This window comes from Oscillibacter sp., assembly GCF_040505565.1.
GTDB lineage: Bacteria > Bacillota > Clostridia > Oscillospirales > Oscillospiraceae > Oscillibacter.
The window spans coordinates 65,382-82,918 of record NZ_JBEUWZ010000013.1 but is presented as its reverse complement, the minus strand read 5'-3'; the positions used below and the strand labels follow the sequence as shown (position 1 = coordinate 82,918).

Annotated in this window: 20 protein-coding genes; all 20 read right to left on the bottom strand. The window is 55.6% G+C overall.

Features of this window, described 5'->3' with window-relative positions; translation table 11 throughout:
- Window positions 1-89 precede the first annotated feature (89 nt).
- A complete protein-coding gene (locus ABWQ15_RS07145; protein ID WP_353908070.1) occupies window positions 90-1,187 on the bottom strand; it encodes a flagellar hook-basal body protein in 1,098 nt (365 codons plus the stop codon).
- Between the two features lie 87 nt (window positions 1,188-1,274).
- Window positions 1,275-1,643, bottom strand: a complete 369-nt coding sequence (locus tag ABWQ15_RS07140; protein WP_353908069.1) for a TIGR02530 family flagellar biosynthesis protein — start codon at window positions 1,641-1,643, stop codon at window positions 1,275-1,277.
- A 55-nt stretch (window positions 1,644-1,698) separates the two neighbouring features.
- A complete protein-coding gene (locus ABWQ15_RS07135; RefSeq protein WP_353908068.1) occupies window positions 1,699-2,178 on the bottom strand; it encodes a flagellar hook assembly protein FlgD in 480 nt (159 codons plus the stop codon).
- A 33-nt stretch (window positions 2,179-2,211) separates the two neighbouring features.
- A complete protein-coding gene (locus tag ABWQ15_RS07130) occupies window positions 2,212-3,396 on the bottom strand; it encodes a flagellar hook-length control protein FliK (protein WP_353908067.1) in 1,185 nt (394 codons plus the stop codon).
- Between the two features lie 41 nt (window positions 3,397-3,437).
- Complete coding sequence (fliJ, locus tag ABWQ15_RS07125) at window positions 3,438-3,893, bottom strand: flagellar export protein FliJ (protein ID WP_353908066.1); 456 nt, start codon at window positions 3,891-3,893, stop codon at window positions 3,438-3,440.
- A gap of 33 nt (window positions 3,894-3,926) precedes the next feature.
- Window positions 3,927-5,228 carry a FliI/YscN family ATPase gene (locus tag ABWQ15_RS07120; protein ID WP_353908065.1) on the bottom strand — a complete coding sequence of 434 codons (1,302 nt, stop codon included), beginning with the start codon at window positions 5,226-5,228 and terminating at the stop codon, window positions 3,927-3,929.
- A gap of 15 nt (window positions 5,229-5,243) precedes the next feature.
- The gene (locus tag ABWQ15_RS07115; protein WP_353908064.1) at window positions 5,244-6,005 is read right to left on the bottom strand and encodes a FliH/SctL family protein; all 762 of its coding nucleotides are present in this window, start codon (window positions 6,003-6,005) and stop codon (window positions 5,244-5,246) included.
- Between the two features lie 157 nt (window positions 6,006-6,162).
- Window positions 6,163-7,302: a flagellar motor switch protein FliG gene (gene fliG, locus ABWQ15_RS07110; RefSeq protein ID WP_353908063.1), complete on the bottom strand. Its 1,140-nt coding sequence runs from the start codon at window positions 7,300-7,302 to the stop codon at window positions 6,163-6,165.
- On the bottom strand, window positions 7,292-8,920 hold the full coding sequence (fliF, locus tag ABWQ15_RS07105) for a flagellar basal-body MS-ring/collar protein FliF (RefSeq protein ID WP_353908062.1): 1,629 nt from the start codon (window positions 8,918-8,920) through the stop codon (window positions 7,292-7,294). Before fliF ends, fliG begins: the two co-directional genes overlap by 11 nt.
- 34 nt (window positions 8,921-8,954) lie before the next feature.
- Complete coding sequence (gene fliE, locus ABWQ15_RS07100) at window positions 8,955-9,272, bottom strand: flagellar hook-basal body complex protein FliE (RefSeq protein WP_353908138.1); 318 nt, start codon at window positions 9,270-9,272, stop codon at window positions 8,955-8,957.
- 88 nt (window positions 9,273-9,360) lie between these two features.
- Window positions 9,361-9,816: a flagellar basal body rod protein FlgC gene (gene flgC, locus ABWQ15_RS07095; RefSeq protein ID WP_353908061.1), complete on the bottom strand. Its 456-nt coding sequence runs from the start codon at window positions 9,814-9,816 to the stop codon at window positions 9,361-9,363.
- A 52-nt stretch (window positions 9,817-9,868) separates the two neighbouring features.
- Window positions 9,869-10,255, bottom strand: a complete 387-nt coding sequence (flgB, locus tag ABWQ15_RS07090) for a flagellar basal body rod protein FlgB (RefSeq protein WP_353908060.1) — start codon at window positions 10,253-10,255, stop codon at window positions 9,869-9,871.
- A 703-nt stretch (window positions 10,256-10,958) separates the two neighbouring features.
- Entirely contained in the window at window positions 10,959-11,210 is a 252-nt protein-coding gene (locus ABWQ15_RS07085) for a carbon storage regulator (RefSeq protein WP_353908059.1), read from the bottom strand.
- Entirely contained in the window at window positions 11,204-11,656 is a 453-nt protein-coding gene (fliW, locus tag ABWQ15_RS07080) for a flagellar assembly protein FliW (protein WP_353908058.1), read from the bottom strand. The genes ABWQ15_RS07085 and fliW overlap by 7 nt, the downstream gene beginning before the upstream one ends.
- A 27-nt stretch (window positions 11,657-11,683) precedes the next feature.
- Complete coding sequence (locus tag ABWQ15_RS07075; RefSeq protein ID WP_353908057.1) at window positions 11,684-12,295, bottom strand: DUF6470 family protein; 612 nt, start codon at window positions 12,293-12,295, stop codon at window positions 11,684-11,686.
- Window positions 12,296-12,374: 79 nt separating this feature from the next.
- On the bottom strand, window positions 12,375-13,424 hold the full coding sequence (locus ABWQ15_RS07070; RefSeq protein ID WP_353908056.1) for a flagellin family protein: 1,050 nt from the start codon (window positions 13,422-13,424) through the stop codon (window positions 12,375-12,377).
- 15 nt (window positions 13,425-13,439) lie between these two features.
- Entirely contained in the window at window positions 13,440-15,341 is a 1,902-nt protein-coding gene (locus ABWQ15_RS07065) for a flagellar hook-associated protein FlgK (protein WP_353908055.1), read from the bottom strand.
- 34 nt (window positions 15,342-15,375) lie between these two features.
- Entirely contained in the window at window positions 15,376-15,852 is a 477-nt protein-coding gene (flgN, locus tag ABWQ15_RS07060; RefSeq protein ID WP_353908054.1) for a flagellar export chaperone FlgN, read from the bottom strand.
- A 4-nt stretch (window positions 15,853-15,856) separates the two neighbouring features.
- Complete coding sequence (locus tag ABWQ15_RS07055; protein WP_353908053.1) at window positions 15,857-16,174, bottom strand: flagellar biosynthesis anti-sigma factor FlgM; 318 nt, start codon at window positions 16,172-16,174, stop codon at window positions 15,857-15,859.
- A 300-nt stretch (window positions 16,175-16,474) separates the two neighbouring features.
- On the bottom strand, window positions 16,475-17,527 hold the full coding sequence (gene cheB, locus ABWQ15_RS07050) for a chemotaxis-specific protein-glutamate methyltransferase CheB (RefSeq protein ID WP_353908052.1): 1,053 nt from the start codon (window positions 17,525-17,527) through the stop codon (window positions 16,475-16,477).
- Between the last annotated feature and the right edge of the window lie 10 nt (window positions 17,528-17,537).

Here is a 17,537-nt window from a genome sequence, read left to right as displayed (position 1 = left end):
CTCCTCTCAAAAGTCGGCGTCTGCCGGGCCGGGGAACCCCCCGTGCCCGGCAAGGCGCCAAAAGGTTCATGTCTTTCAGCCGTCTCAGTTTACCGCTTCATATTGACCAGTTCCTCCAGCATGGAGTCGGTCACGGTGATTATGCGGGTGTTGGCCTGATAGCCGCGCTGGGTGGTGATCATCTCAGCAATCTCGGTGGCAAGGTCGGTGCCCGAGGACTCGAGGCCTCCGGTGATCAGCGCCGTTTTGCCGGAGCTCTGGACCGCCACCGCGCCGGTATCACCAGCCGCCTTGTTGTTGTAATAGCCTGTCACTGCGCCGCCAACGGAAGTCGCGGCGCAGTTCCCCGCGCCCTCGCCCGCCTGATAGTACCCGTTTTGCAGGCGTGTGACGCCGTTGGGATTGGCCACGGTTCCCAGTGCGAGGTAGCCGACCACGGTGATGCTGCCATCGGCCTTATTGACTGCGGTGATCTTGCCGGTAGCCCTGTCGATGGCGATGCTATCGGCGGTGATGGCGTTTCCGCTCCCGGCAGGATACGCATTCATCTTTGTGGTGCTGTCCAGCGTGGGATACAGAGCCGTTCCGGCAGCGGGAGCGCCGGCGTCCGCAGAAGTCGCCGCCGCAATGGGAAGCCGAATGGGGACCAGTTGCGTGCTGGTCTTGGGATTCTCCGCGTTATCCATGGTGTTGTTCGTCGCCGTGGTGTACGTTACAAAGCCGTAAACTACATTGCCCCGGCCATCCACCAGATACCCCTGGGAATCAAACTTGAAATCGCCCACACGGCTGAGCTCCAAATTTTGGGGATCGGTCTCCGTCAATGTCGTCTTCGGCGGGGTATCGGCGTTGGTGGTGGCCGCCGGCTTATCGCCTGTCAGGAAGAAACCGTCACCGTCGATCATGCAGTGCATATTGTTGCCGTCGGCGTTGAAGCTGGCGGTGCTCATATCCATGGAGATTGAACCGACACTGCACCCGTAGCCAAGCTGGGACGGGTTCACGCCGCCGGCCGAAGCCGAGCCGTTGGAACCGGAGGTCAGCGTGGTATAGATCGCCTCGCTGAAAAGGGCCTGCGAAGCCTTATAGGCTGGTGTATTTATGTTTGAGATGTTATTGCCGATGACGCTGAGTTTTTGCATATGGGCCTTCAAGCCCGAAATCGCTGCGTACATTGCACCTGTCATGGGTAAAAACTCCTTTCGGTTGGCGCCGCCGGGGAACAGTCAATCGGACCTTCCCCAGAGCATCCTTCCGGTCCTGCTCTCTGTTTGTTACAGGATCACGGCGCCGTCTATATTGGTAAAAATATTTTCCTTCATCTCCTCCGGGGACATGGTGGTAATCACCCGCCCATTGGGGACGTTGATGATAAAAGCCCGTGTGGTGTCGAACGCCAGAATATTGGTAGCGCCCTTGGCCTGGGCCCTTTCCACGGTGTCGCTGAGCTGGTTCATCAGCTGGTCGTCCACCTGGATGCCGCGCTGCTCCGCCCGCTCCCGCGCGTGCTTGGAAAACGCGACAATCTGGCTCTCCTGCTGGCGCTGAAGCAGCTGCTCTCCAAAGGAGGTCTGCGCCGCGCCGGCGACGGTCTTTTTCGGGGAAAGGCTGCCGCTTTGCAGCGGGGATATCCGGTCAATCATTGCACTCACTCCTTTGACCGTTTGAGATGGAACTCAAATGTTTTTCGCACCGCCGTCAGGTTTTTGCGGTGGAGTCTTTCGGGTCTTGAGAAACGGGCGGGTCTTTGGAATCTTTGGAAGCGGGCAGACGGCCCACCGCCATGATGCTGCTCATGTTATAGCTTACTCCGTCAACAAAAACCACTGGACTTCCGTTATAGGATCCCGTGCCTGTAACAGTCCCTACAATTTCCTTCAGCTTCCCGTCGGAGTCATAAGAACCCACGGTCACTTCCTTCCCCACCAGGGACGCGGAATAGCTGAGGCTGACGGCGTCCGTGATGTTGGTGATGGCCTGGATCATGGACATCTGCACCATCTGGTTGAGCATGTCGGTGGTGGAGGCGGCGTTTTCCGGGTCCTGATTCTGGAACTGTGCCACCATCATTTGCAGGAAGTCGGTCATGTCCAGATTGAGAGAATCGGACTTGCTCTTGGTCGCCGTGGTGCTGTTGGTACTGGCAAGTGATGCGATATCGCCGATATAACTGCTCATGGAACTGCTCCTTTCTTAAAGAGTCTGAATCTGTCAGCTCACCTGTTCGTCCAGCGTCACCAGACCCAGCCGGAGCTGTTGGAGAAAATCCTCTCCGCTCTGCTGGTGGCGGCTGTGCTGCTGACTTTGCCCATGCTGCTGATTCTGCTGCTGGGACTGCTGTTGAAACTGCTGATTCTGTTCCTGCCGCTGAACCTCTACCTGAACCGTGTTCTGTGTGTTGCTTTGAAGCAGGGCGCCCAGATTCTCCACGTGCTGGCTCAAAAGGTTCGCCGCTTTTTCCGTGGTGGTGTGAAGCACCACCTGAAGCGCGCCGTCCTGCGTCCGGGTCAGGTCAATGGTCAGCGTACCCAGACTTTCCGGTGTCAACTGGATCTTCACCTGCTGCGCTCCATCCTTCAGAGTCGTTCCGATCTGCTTTGCAAGCTGGGCGCCCAGGTCGGGCTGTTTGGTGTCCGCCACCGGGGTCTCGCCCACCTTTACGGGGACGGTCTGCACATCGCGGAACAGAGGCTGGGCAATTCCGACATCGGCGTTCTCCGTCCGGAGTGTCTCGCTGTGGCCATTCCGCGGGGGCAAACCGGTGTCCCCAGACTGCTCATCTGTACTTCCGCTGCTTTGGCTTTTGTCGGACTGCACGGTCACAGTGACTTCCCCAGGGGTCTGCGAAGTCTGTGGGGTCTGGGAAATTTCAGTGTTCTGAGCGGTCTGGAAAACGGGCGCCTTCTGCTGCCCGAAAACTTCCGTCTCTCCGGTCATTGAAAGCGCGGCGCTCTGTAAAGCCGCCGTGGGCTCGCTGTTTTGAAGGTCCGCCTGCCCGTCCGGCTGCTGACAGGTGAGCATCTCCACCGGCGCCGCGATCTGGGCCTGCGGCTCCTCCGGCAGGATCTCCTGCGTCTGGATTTGCACCGGCGCGGCCTGTGCCATGAGCATTGTCATGGCCACCGCCACTTCCTTCAGTGTCTCGTCCTTCGGGTTCGCTTGGTCCGCTTGGTCCTTCGACTGCCCCACTGCATCTGTCTTTGCGCTTGTGCCAATTTTCGTCTGCTCCGGGGACGCCTTTGCTCCATCCGCTTGGGCGCGATCCTTCATCAGCTTGTCGAAGCCGGAAGCACCGTCGCTCCTCGTCTTCTGCCCGGAATCCGCCTTTACCGTACGCGGCGTCTGGGCTGTCGACATGTACTGCGTCATTTGCAGCAATTCGTTCATCGTATTCATCCTTTCACCTCCTTTCAATGAAATAGGTCTGCGATTTATGATTACAGTGATGCATTCCCGGCGTTTGCACGACCGGCGCACACCAAATCATCAATAAACTGCTCCTCGCTCTTCTCCAGATCCTTCGTATAAGCGCGGAGTTTCTTTTCCCGCAGCTTTTCCACGGACGAGGCATCCTGCTTCGCGCTCACAAGCTCCCGGCGTTTGGCCTCCATCAGTCTCTGGAGCTTTTTGAGCTTCGCGGTCTCCCCGGCGATGGCCGCTTCCTGGACCTCCAATGCGATCTCGTAGCCCCGGACCTCCGCAATTCTGATACCCCTGGCCTTCTTTTCCCGGTACTCCTGATTGATTTCTGAATACCGCTGCCGGGCCGCAGTCAGAACCTCTTCCTGCCGGTGCACCTCCGCTGCGACGGCCCCCAGCTCCACCTGAAGAGAATCCTGCACCTGCCGGCGGTAGTCCAATACGGTATCCAGCGGAAACTGAAACTTTTTCACAATGTTGGACCCCCTTTCCGACGCTCAGCCGCCTCATTGAAGAATCTGCTCCATCTGCTGCACCGTCTCCTCGTAGGAAAACGACTCGTCCACGCCTTGTTTTAGAAAATCGTCAATGGCGTCGATCTTGCTCAGCGCGTAGTCCAGCTTTGGATTCGTGCCCGCCTTGTACGCGCCGATGGACACCAGGTCGGAGCTCTTTTCATAAACCCCCATGATGTCGCGGATACGGCCCGCCGCGCGGCGGCTCTCCACCGGAACAATGTCCGTCATCAGGCGGGAAATACTGGCCCCCACGTCAATGGCCGGATAGTGGTTTGCGGCGGCCAGCCGCCGGGACAGAACGATATGCCCGTCCAGAATGCCGCGGACGGTATCGGAGATCGGCTCGTTTGTGTCGTCGCCCTCCACCAGAACGGTGTAAACCCCGGTAATGGACCCCTTTTCAAAATTGCCGCTGCGCTCCAGCAGCTTGGGCAATTCGGCGTAAATGGAGGGCGTGTACCCTCTCGCCACAGGGGGTTCCCCCACAGCAAGGCCAATCTCCCGCTGGGCCATGGCGAACCGGGTCAAGGAATCCATCATCAACAGCACATCGTACCCAAGATCCCGAAAGTATTCCGCGACGCCGGTGGCAACAGAGGGACATTTTTTGCGGAGCATCGCGGGCTGGTCAGAGGTGGCCACCACCAAAACGGAGCGGGCCATGCCCTCCTCGCCCAAGTCCTTGCGGACGAAGTCCAAAACCTCACGTCCGCGTTCGCCCACCAGGGCGATGACATTGATATCGGCTTTTACGTGTTTGGCGATCATGCCCATCAGCGTGCTCTTGCCTACACCGGAACCAGCGAATATGCCGATACGCTGGCCCTTTCCGATGGTCAAAAGACCGTCGATGGCCTTAATGCCGAACTCCATCCGCTCCGTTATGGCGGGGCGGGCGAGGGGATTGATGTATTTGCCCTCCACACAGTGAGCGAATCCACCTTCAAAGGGCGGGCCACCGTCAATGGGTTGGCCCAGAGCGTTGATAATGCGCCCCCGGAGAAAGGTTCCCATGGGGAGAGTAAGCTGCTTTCCCGTGTTGCGGACAAAATTGCCCGCGGAGATGCCGCTCATATCGGAGTACGGCATCAGGAGAATGCGGTCGCTCTTGAAACCGACCACCTCCGCCGTCACCTGATCTCCGGTGTCGCCGTTATAAATCCGGCAGATATCACCCACGGCTGCATTTCCGCCGGAAGCCTCAATGGACATGCCGACAATGTTTTCGATTCTTCCCGTCAGACTGAAGGTGTCTGCATTCTGGAGCTGCTGGATCATTTGTCCAAACACACATCTGCTCCTTTTTCACTGGTCGCCCATGCGGCGCCCGAAATTTCGAGGTGGGCCGTCGTCTGGCGAAAGGTTCTCCAGCAGCGAGCGGATGTTGCTCATCTGCGTAGATGCACTGGCGTCTATAATGGTGTCCGGGGTCTCTATAATACAGGTACCGTCTTCCTCCTCAGCCACGGGGATGATGCGGATGTGGCTGGAGAGTCCCGACAGCGCGCGGGTCAACCGGGGGGTGAGCTGCGTCAAGCCCTTGGCGTCGCAGCCGGATACATAGATGTGAACCCATTCCCGACGCTTCATTTTCTCTGTGGCGTCCTGGATCATTTTTGCGATGACACCGCTGGAACTCTTCAGGCTGATACGCACCACCTTTTCGGCTACCGCGATAGCCAGGTCCCGCATGTCGGTCTTTGCTCCGTCCATCATCTCATCCTGCGCTAGAGCCACATTTCCCAAAAAAGTTTGGAGCTGCTTTTCCATCTGAGCAGCCTGTGCTTCCCGCCGCTCCTTTAAATCCTGCTCCGCTCCGGCGTTGCCGTCGGCATATCCTTCGCGGTAGCCCTCCTGCCGGGCGTCCTCCCTGATTTTGTCCGCCTGGGACCGAGCCTGCGCTATGGCGGCTGTTTTTATCTGCTCCGCCTCTGCTCTGGCCGCGCTCAGGATCGCGTCGGCCTGCACATTGGCAAACCGAATGGGATTGTCAGTGGCGGACGTCCCCTTTGGCGCATCCGCTTCCTCCGGCTCTTCCTGATCATCGCCGATTGTCGGACGCGCCATTCGCGGCGCTCCGTCCACAAAAAGCTCGTCCTGAAAGCTCTCCCGCAGATCTTCACGCTCTTGCTTTTGCGGGGCAGTGGGCGTATCATCCCGAAGATTGTCCGGAAACTGATAGGGCTCAGCTTTGGGCCTTATAAAATTTTTAAGGACACTCCCGTTATGCAATGATGTCGTCCTTTCCGCCCTTTATGATGATGATCTCGTTCTGTTCCTCCAGCTTGCGAATCACATCCACGATCCGCTGCTGCGCCTCTTCCACATCTTTCATGCGGACATTGGTCGTGATCTCCAGGTCGTCTCTGATGTTCTGCGCCATACGAGTGGACATATTGGAGAGCAGTTTGTTTGCCACGTCTTCGGTAGTTGCCTTGAGGGAGAGCACGATGTCCTTGGGATCGCAGTCCCGCAGGAAACGCTGGACCGAGCGGTCGTCCATGTTGACCAGGTCCTCGAACACGAACATCCGCTTGCGGATCTCGTCCGCCAGCTCCTGATTGTAAACGGACAGTCCGTCGAAGATGCTCTTCTCACTGGAGCGGTCGATATTGTTCATCAGGCTGGCGACGAAGTCGATGCCGCCCACCTTGACGTGCTTGCTGCTGATGATGGTGGAGAACCGGCGGCCCATCTCCGTTTCAATGATCTTCATAGCGGAGGGAGAAGGGCTTTCCATCCTTGCCATGTTCTCCACAACCTTGATCTGCCTTGCCGGGTCCAACTGCTCCACCACGTTGGCGGACTTTGTGGGGCTGACATAGGACAGCACCAAGGCGATGGTCTGGGGCCGCTCATACTGCAAAGCGGAGAACAGGGACTTCGGGTCCGCCTTGTCCAAAAACGCAAACTGTCGGTTTTTCATGGACTTTTCCACTTTTTCCAGCAACTGGGCGGCGGTCTGTTCGCCGAACGCCTTTTCCAGGACCGTTCTGGCATATTCCAGCCCGCCTTCGGTGATTGCCTTGTTTGTAAGGCACAGCTCATAGAAATCCCCCAGGACCTCTTCCGTCTGGCGGGAATCCAGGTATCCCAGCTTTGCCACTTCCAGCGTCAGCGTTTCCACGTCTTCGGATTCCATATGTTTATAAATCTGGGAGGCCTTGTCCGCGCCCAGTGAGACGATTACCGCAGCGGCTTTCTGGGGACCGGTGAGAGGAGGCAGCTTCTCCTTTTGGAGTTGCTGCTGCGTCTTCAGTGCTTCCGCTTTTGACTCGGCGGCGCCGAAGTTCGCCGACGCCGCCTGCGTTTTCTCGGCAGCCGCGGTGGTGGAGGCAACTCTGGCCTTTTTGCTACTGCTCATCCTCCTCGCCCCCTCTCAGCCAGTTTTTAAGCATGTGAGCCGCCATTTCAGGATTATCCTCTGCAAACTTCCGGATTTCCTGCCGCAGCTGGATGCTCTTTTCCGTCTTAATGGTCATAATATCCGCGCCATCCGCTGAAGGCATGGCCTCGGCCACCTGAGGTACGGGAATCTGCATGGACTGGGCCATGGTGGCAAACTGCGCCTGCTTCGCCTTTTTGCGCTTGCTCCGCAAAACCGCCAGCAGGATCAGCAGCAGGATCAGCAGTACCACGCCGCCCGCCGCCGCAAACAGCGCCCACCGGGGCAGGTTCAATCCGCTTGCAGGGGCAACGGGTTCACCGTCCGGGTTGTAGAACGGCGCCAGCAGAATCGATATTTTATCGGACTGTTCATTGGGTGCGATACCCGCAGCATGGCCCACGTGGCTCACCAGCTCTGTGGTGTTCACGCTTCCGGAGACAGCGCTGTTAATACTGACGGATACCATCAGGTCGGAGACAACGCCCGCGATCCGCTCCACCTGCTCCTTGTCGGTATCCACATTGTAGTTGGTCTGGCCTTGGTTCTTTATGTAGGATTCATCGCCGTTAGCCTTGGCCTGCTTTTCAACATAGGTGCTGATATCGGCGTTGGACTCGTTGCCCACCGCACCGCCGACAGTCCCGTTGTCTCCCCGGACAACCTCCTGATCGTAGACCTTGGAACCGATAATTCCCTCGCCGCTTGTGGAGCCGTCGCCAGCCCAGTCGGGGAGGGTATACTGCGTGGTCTCGCCCACGGTATGGTTCACATCCACGGTGCTGCTGACCGCCACGCGGACATTGTCTGCGCCGTACAGCGGGGTCAGCACCGTCATGATCTGGGTGCGGACCTTGTTGTTCACCTGTTCCTCCAGCTGAAGCTTCAGCTCGGAGGCATCCGACGCGCCGGTAATCCCGCTTCCTCCGGAATAGACGTTGCCCAGAGCGTCCGAGATGGCGATATTGTCGATTGCAAGGCCCTGGACCGCATGGGCCACCAGGTTACGGATAGCGGTGGCCTGCTGGGCGGAGAGGGCCGCGCCGCTTTCCATCGTTACCATGACCGAGGCAGAGGCGTCTACGGTGTTGCTACTGTCCAGAACATAGCGCCGGTCCTCGCCCTGAGCAATGGTGACCACCGCAGACTTTACTCCGTCCATGCAGCGGATGACGCCGGCCATCCGGTCCTGCAAATCCTGCAGATACGCCATTTGCCGGTCCGAGTCTGTGGACATGGTGCCCACACCCTTGCGATACGTCTCATAGGCGAAACCCGATGTGGGATATCCCTGCATCAGCAAATCCGCCTTCAGCTGAGCCTCCTGAGACTCAGGCACCAGAATCGTATCGGTTCCCTGCACCTGAAAATCCGTCACGCCCTTGTCGTTCAGATAGGTAGTGATCGAGGAAATCTCTTCCGCACTTAGACCCGTAAACAGGACGGTGTAGGGTCGATTGTTCATAATAACCGCAAAAATTGCGCCGGCCAGAATCAACGCGCCCAGCACACAACCCAGGATCACCCGCGTCTTTTTGCTCATTTTGGCGAAAAACTCTTGAAACTTCCCGCCAAAGCCCTTCAGCTTCTCCTGCAATTACGTTACCCCCACCTAAACTTCAGATCGCCGGTCACAGGCTGATGCGTGTCAGCTCGCTATACGCATCCAGCGCTTTGTTCCGCAGCTGAACCAGCAGCTCCACGGCGGCAGTGGCCTTTGTGGCAGCGATGGTGGCCTCCGCAGGATTGTCCAACTGGCCAGTAGCCAGAAGGTACTGCGCCTCGTTCATGTCCGCATCGGTTGTTTTCACATTGTCGATAGCAGTCTGAAAGATATCCGCAAAAATTCCGCCGGTCTCAGAAGACGCGCCCGCATCCGCCTTTTGCATGCTGCCCAATGCGGCTGCCCTCTGAATCGGTTGGATATTTGAAAACAGCTCCGTATTCATCAAAAATCCCCCTCCTTTTATTGCCGTTAATTTCATACGCTCGATATAAGGCAATGACGCGCCGCGTTTCCGCGGCACGTTTCTTATTTTACTTACCGATTTCCAGAGCTTGATTCACCACGGTCTTTAGAGAATTCAGCGCCGTGACCCCGGCAGAGTATGCCTGCGTGGCGGCCATGGCGTCCGTTACCTCTTTCACCAGCGTGACGTTGGGCATCTCCACATATCCGTTCGCGTTGGCGTCGGGATGGGTGGGATCATAGACCAGCTTCAGGTCAGAAGGGTCCTCGGCGATCTCCGTAACCCGGACGCCGCCCGCCGCATTGTACCCGGCGTTGGACGCAAGGGCGCGACTCGCCATAATGCTGCGAAAGCTATCCCGGCCATCCTGTGCCTCAAACACCACCATCTTGCGGCGATAGGCTCCGCCGGCCTCCGTGCGGGTGGTACTCATGTTGGTAATATTCTCTGAAACCACATCCAGCCGCAGCTGCTCCGCTGTCAGACCGGAACCGATGATGTTCATGGAACTCAAGAATGCCATGCCGTTACCTCCTCATCCCTGTAAATCCGCCGCTTCCGAAATGCAGATTTTACTAACCCTTAATGGCCGTACGCAGGATATTTAAATTGCTGTTAATAGAATTCATCGCGTACCGGAGCTGATAGGTGTTTCGCGCCAGCTCCACACCTTGTTCCGTCAGATTCACGCCGTTCCCATCCATGCGGGTGCTCTCGCTGTCTGCCGTGTGGACCGTGGGACGAGCGCTGCTCAGCGCTTCCCGGAACGCCGCTGCGGGGTTGGCTGAGCCGGAGGCGGATTGAAGGCTGTTTTTCAGTGAATCCTCAAAGGTGACATATTTGGTCTTGTAGCCCGGCGTCTCCGCGTTAGAAATATTGTCCAGAATCGAGGTCTGCTTCGACCACAGGAACTGCATGGAGCGCTCCATCATCAGCTCGGAATTACCAGTGATATAGTCCATTCTCCATCCTCCCCGCGTTTGTATATACGCAGCTAAATATACCGAAGAAATATTCCAATGCTCATTTCTTCAGACAGGTAATTTCAATACTATTCCACTGTCGTTATTATAAATTGCCCGGGGTCGAAAATCAACGAAAATCTTCATATTTTGTCTAAATATATATTTTTTTCTATGTTTATTCAGATTGCTTACTATTGCAAAATAACTTCCTACGAAGTTTGCGGTAAGTATGGCGAATTATCGTTTGAATTTATGTTGTTAAAAATTGTGCTGTTTTTTTTGAATGATAGCGTCACTTTCTTAATTTGTAAATCTGAATTTTTTATAAGTTTAGCCTTTTATTTTTGTTATCAGAGGTTTCATCTCTTCTACCGTTTTTATTTATTTGCTCAAATTTAACCTATAATGAATAACTATTCACACTTTAATGCAGATTATTTGCTTTAAAAATTATCTGTTCGCTTTTTGATAATGCAAAGGCCGCATCTCCCTGTTTTGCGGACGCAGACCAAACCGTATGGGAGCCTCGGCGCAGGGCCGCAAGGTCTCAGCGCCCGCGGAGCACACCATTGCCGTGGCAGCCCATGCCCGGAATCCGAAAACCTCAGATAAAAAGGGAGCGGCGGAATAATATTCCACCGCTCCCTTTTTCAGGTAGTTCGCCAATTTAAACTTCGCTATTTTTCCGTAAAACTTATGCCTATTTCAAATTTTCTTCGTCACTCTTCTGTTTTGGCAGCAAGTCCAGCAGCGCCAGCGGCGACAGCTCCTCCTTCGCCGCATCCTGGTTTGCGTCCATGGCCTTGCGAAGCTCATTGCGCAGGATCGTCATACTGCGGGGCGCCTTGATGGCCAACCGAACCCGTCCGCCTGGCTCCACAGAAACCACCGTCACCTCAATTTCGTCTCCAATCAGCAGGGATTCCCCGGGTTTTCTCTGCAGAATCAGCATGATGCCGCCTCCCCTGACCGGAACTCCGACAGGCGATGACGCATCTCATAGCCTCCATCCTCCAAAATGGCCTGCATCGCTGCGCCGGTATCCTCGTTCACCGCCACGGGACACTTTAGGTTCACCGTACTCTCAGACACGGGATCACGCACCACGCACAGCACGTAAAAGCTCAGATCCTGACTCTTTCCTACGTCCAGCGCCTCCAATTCAGCCTCCTGCAGTTTTGGAGCATAATCCGGATTCAGTGAAAACGGATTCATCGCCACAAAGGCCAGCTCTGGGGTCATCACGCTCTGAAAGCACAGCAGCGTTCCATCGCTGTCTGCAAACGGGAGAAGCAGAAATTCCTTTTCCCGCTCAAATCCGAACAGGCCGTCCCGGAAATGTAGCACATCCGCGGCCTCATACGTAACCTGTCCAAAATATTTCGTTTTAATTTGCATGAGGTCTCCTCCCCTTTCGCGCGGGCCTCAAGCCTCCGCATCGAAAGACGTGTAATTTGGATCTGCAGAGGGCGGTACATACAGCGCCCCACCCACATATTTGATAATAACATCCGGCTGCTGCGTCACCGTGAACTGAATGTCCCCGGGGGTGAATTTGAAGCTTCCTTGTTGGTTGCGCCAGTCAAAATTCATTTTGTCCATCTCATAGCGGATATTCAATTCGCCCTTATCCCAGGAGATATCGGCCCCCTCCTTGGGAATAAACTGAATTCCCACATTGGTCTTCAGGTCCTTCACCTGAGCATCGGCGGCAAATTTTGTGATCATTTCCTCTCCAATCTTTACCTGCAGAAGAAGTTGGCCCTGCTGCGCATAGGTGGCCGTCGCCTCATAGGCAGCCTGCTTTCCAGCCTGCGCGTCATTTTTAATCTGGGTCGCCAGCGTTGGAAATACCGAATTGCGGGCCTCGAACGTATCCAGGTTTACGCGGATGGGCTTACTCCGAATACTCAAGCCGCCCTGATCCCGGGTGATCTCCATATCAACCGTGGATCGGCTGTATTCCAGCTTCGCATCTGTAACCCGCATCTCGAGCTCAATCGGCACGGACTTCATTTCAATCAGTGGATAGGTCACTGCTTCCACTCCCTTTTATTTTAATCTCTCTCAAACTAAAATAATTGTTTCTTCGCAACAGGAACTACATGAATCGCCGTTAATTCATATAGTCGATCAGAGACTGAGACAAAATGCTGTTACCGACCTTTAGCGCCGCGTTGTAGCAATACTGCGCCCACGAAAAGTCCGTAATCGCGGAAGCCAGATCCACCTGCTCAATTCCTAAGATCTGCTCGTTTAAGTTATCTGACAGCTCAGTCAGGCGGTTTTCACTGGTGGTAAGGTATGAGGTCTGGCCATCCAAAGCCGTCCACTGATTCGTGATCTCGTCGATGCTGTCCGTCAGCTTTTCCGTTAGCCGGGAGGCGTCCTCCTTGTCCTGATCTGACGCCCACGCGCCGGTATCCGCGTCGCACCGCCCGAAAATATCGGACAGCTTCTGCATAATAGACGCCATGTTCTTGGGATCGCCGTCCTCATCCACGCCATAGCCGATGAAGCTGATGCCGCTCAGGGCGCCGTTAAACGCGCTGGAGGAAACCAGCTCTCCGTCCACCTCCGTAAGGCCGCTGCCTACGTCCACATAGCTGGTCTCTTGGGACATGGCTTTCAACTGTGTATACTCATCCGTGCCTTCCGCGGCGTCCACCGCAACGCCGCGATAGGTCAGATACTTGCTGCCGTCACCCGCGGTCTCCAGCTGGAAAGGCGTGTCGCCCAAAGAGTCCGCTCCGCCGAAAATGAAAGAAGATCCGTACTGCGAATTCATAATCTGCACAATGGACTCCGCTGAGCTCCCAAGCACCTCCCCCAAAGGCTGGCGGCCCGATGCGTTGGCATCGTTCAATCCGGCCAGAGCAGAAATCTTTGCCTGACCGTCCGCCAGATCGCTCTTGACACTTTTCAGTGCGTCGCAGGCAGAGGAGAATTTACTGTTCAGCGTCGTAGTGCTCTCCAGCTGCGCATTGGCGCGGGAGAATGCACGGCGCAGCTTGAACGCCTGCGTCGCCGCCGCAGGGTCCTCCGCATAGGTGGTGTAATTGCTTTGAGTCAAAACCTTGGTCCGGGCTAAGTTCACTGCATTGGACGTGCGCATCAGGCTGGACTTATAGCCGCGCAGCGTTCCGTTTGTCGTAACACGAATCATCTGCAATTCCCTCCTTTACCGACCGGTTACGCCGGTACCGTTAATCAGCTTATCCAAAACCTCATCCAGCGTCGTCATCAATCGGCAGGCGGCGGAGTAGGATTTCTGATATTGCATCATGTTCATAGCTTCGTCGTTGAGATCCACGCCGGAGACACTGTCCCGGTCACTATCAAGCGCCGTGGTGGAAACAGAGTAGTTGTCCAGCAGCGTCGTGGTGCTCTTGGTATCCGTGGCCAGCGTCTCTTCGATGTTGGTAAACATCTCTTCAAAGCTGCCGGAGAAGAACTTTGTGGCGCCGTCTGCCGCATCGGTGACCATGTCTCCGGGCTTGTAGTCCTGCTTTCCATCAAACTGTGCCAGGATGTGAAGAATGTTCCGGTTATCGCTGCTGCCCACTGTGCTTTTACCCTCCAAAGCCTGGAAGGAATTTTGAAGAACGGAGGCATCGGTGGACCAGCTCTTGGAAATTGAGATGTTGGCGGCGGTAATTCCGCTGGTGTCATCGCCGTTGGTACTGTTGCTGAACAGTACGCCGCCAAGAGCTTTGGCGTTATTGGTAAAATTTGTTCCCTCTCCGTCAATCATATCTTGCAGCGTCGCATAGTCCGTTCCATTAATTGTGTAAGAGCCGTTGGTATTCTTTTTTGCAAGAATATCGGTGGTTCCGCTTTTGAGAATGTTACCGCTGGAATCTTGAAGATATCCGGTGTTTGCCGTATTCATGACTGAGGCAAATTTCCGGGCCAGGGAATCCAGCGCATTCTGATAATAAGGGATTCCCCGCTTGGTGGTGGCATCCGCGTCCATTTTTGCCATGTCCGCGGTGGTAAATTCCCCCGTTTCGGTCAAAAGCTCCCGGCTGGCCTGCAAAGAGCCGTACAGTTCGGTGTCACTGAACTGATAATCCTCAGAACCAGCCAACGCAGCGCCATTGCGGTTCTTTAATTCTGAGAGTGTCAACGCATAGGGCAGCTTAGCCGCCGCGTTAGCGTCGGCGGTAGGATTTCCATCCGCGTCCAGATAGGGATCATCTGTGTCAGCGGGGACTGCATCGGGATTATAAGCCGGATTTTTCCGCAAATCATTTGCTTTGAGAGACAGCTGTCCCGCGTAGTCTCCGTCCAACAGAGTAATCGGGTTGTCGTCGGAGGTCTTGATAACCAGCTTATCCACTGTTTTCCCTGCACCCACGCTAACCGGTTCGTAGGTCACGTCGATCTTTATGTACTGGGATAACTCATCGAGCTTCAGATTCCGCTGGTCCCGCAGTTCCAGGGCCGAGTCCCCGTAAATTTCACTTTTTTGAATGTTTTCATTCAGCGTCTGAATGTTTTTAAGGATATCGTTGACGGAGGAGACGTCTTTTTGTAAACCGTTCGCCTGATTTTTTTCCACTTCCCCCAGCCGCTGCGCGTAATTGTTCATCAGCTTCACCAGTGAGTCGGCGGAAGATCGCGCCAAGGTCAAAAATTCATCCTCTGTGGACTGGTCTCCGGTCAGCTTCGCCAGTTGGTCCCGCAGGTCCTGAAACTGAGCGGCCATGATTCCCTCGCCTTTATTTCCGTCGCTGCCTTTGCCAACCTCGTCCAGAATGTTGCTCAGCTCCTCAAGGCCCCCCAGCTTGGCGTCCATTGCGCCCACGCTGGAGTTCTCATTGCGGTAACGGATATCCAGATAGGGGTCCCGAAACTGAGACATGCCGGTGACCAGCACGCCGGAACCAGTCACGCCACCGTTTGCCGAGGCATAGTGGTTTGTGGCGCCCACGCGCAGGCTGACCTGGTCTACCGCTTGCCGCGTATAGCCCGTGGTATTGATGTTGGCGATATTGTTTCCCGTTACGTTCAGGGATTTTTGAGCTGCGTAGATACCAAGGCGCGCCGTGGTAAACGCCCCAAATGTCGTAATATCCATTGTATCCTCCTCTCGTTCAGCAACCTGGGTCGGATCAGGCTCTGAAATCCGTCCTCATGCGGGACGGAAGCTGTGGAGACGCCTCCTGATAACCCATCTGTGCACCGGTATCGGGGTCTGCTGCCTGCAAAATTTTTTCGACCTGATGGAGGTTGCACTCCAGCGTATCCCTCGCTACCTCAAACGCGCCGCGGTACAGCGCGTACTGACGGCAGAGCTGTTCCACCGTCTTCTTCGTCTCCTCGCGGTACTCGGCAGGGGCATAGTTCAAAAGCTCTCGCAGGTGTACGCCCTGCAGGCCTAACATCTGCAGCATCGCGTCACGCTTCTGGTCACAGGACCGCATGGTCAAGGACAGCGCCTGCTCCCGCTTCATGCACTCGTTCAGCCCCTCCAGATCATCTGTCTGGACAAACTCCGCCTTTTTCTGCTCCACTTCGGTGATCTCATCCAGCGTGGCGCCCAAGTCCCGCAGAAAAGCAAGATACTCCCTGAAGTCGCTCGTATTCATACGTTTACCCTCCCAACAGCATTGCCGAGGCAATGGAGACGGAATCCAAGCGGTACGCACCGCTTTGGATCTGATCGCGCAGCTGTTGGATATCCCCGGTGCTGGTGGATGCGCGAATGTCCTGCACCAGGCGGGCAGCCAGCTCCTTTTGGAACCGGGACTCACCCGAGGACTGCTGGGAAATATCCACCTGATCAAATGCGCCGCCAGACTCCCGGCCTTTTTCGGTGCCGCGAGCGGACTGGGTGCTCTGTAAATTCTGCGTACCGGACAACGCCTGCGCATATGCCGCCGCTCCGGTGGTCTCGGTTATAATCCTCATTTTTCGGCGTTTCCTCCGTTCTGTGGGATTTGGTTCCTGCTTCCTGCTTGAAGCAGCTTTCCGATTATTATTTTCATATCTTCATTTCCTTGTTTGAGTATGCCGCCGCATTTTACGGCATAATAAATTACATCTATTTTTTATTTCGGCATCTGTCTCAAAAACATAAGATAGCAAACGTAAAAAAATATCACTCTGACCCATTTTTTTACAAAAATAGGTTTATCAGCGCAAAACAGGGCCTCCGGCTGTGCCGGAGGCCCTGTTTTCTATAGATGACTCGCTGCCCCGCTTTTTCGCTTACAGGCTCTTCAGGTGCCGAAGCAGCACGCCTGCAATATTCTCACAGGACGCCTGAATCTGCACCGCGCCGATATCAAAGGCCACCATTGGCATTCCGTATACGACGGAAGACTCCTTATCCTGCCCAATGGTATAGGCTCCAGCCCTGCGCATGGCCAAAAGGCCGTCGGATCCGTCATGGCCCATACCGGTCATAATGATACCGGCCATTTTGTCTTTCACGGTGCCAGCCATGGACTGAAACAGCACATCCACCGACGGGCGGTGTCCGCTGACCTTGTCTCCGGGCTTGCACGCCACCCGATACCGGTTTCCGATGCGCACCACGCGGCATTGGAGGTCCGCCGGGGCCACCAGAGCCAGCCCCCGGCACAGCTCATCGCCGTCCACCGCCTCCCGCACCTGCATGGCACACAGCCGATCCAGCCGTTCCGCATACATTTTGGTAAATCCGGGGGGCATATGCTGCACAATCACCATGGCGGGAATGTCCGCCGGAAGGCGCTTCATGACCTCCAGCGTGGCTTCTGTTCCGCCCGTAGACGCTCCCAGTCCAATCACCATCTGATCCAAAGCCAGCTTGGTTCCCAGCAGGGGAACGTCATCCGCCGCCGTCGAAGCCTGCGCAATCCGGGCCGGGTAGCTGGTACGGACCTTGGCGTATGCCGACACCACAATCTTCTGTGTCAGCGTGTTGATAAATTCGTCCTTGCTCTGACTTCCATCCGGTTTACGGACAAAATCCACCGCTCCGGCGTCCAGCGCGTCGAACACCCGCAGGTTCAGGGAGGATACCAGAATCACTGGCACCTGAAATACAGGCAGCAGTTTTTTCAGGAGATCAATGCCGCTCATATCCGGCATTTCCACATCCAGCGTTATCACATCCGGACGAATCTCCTGCACCTTTCGCTGGGCATCCGCCGCGTTGACGGCATAACCCACCACCTGAATGTTTGTCCTTGCGGAGAGCCCGCTGATAATATAACTCCGCGCCACTGCGGAATCATCCACCACCATCACGCGGATCACTTTTTTCAATAATGCCATACTGTCCCGC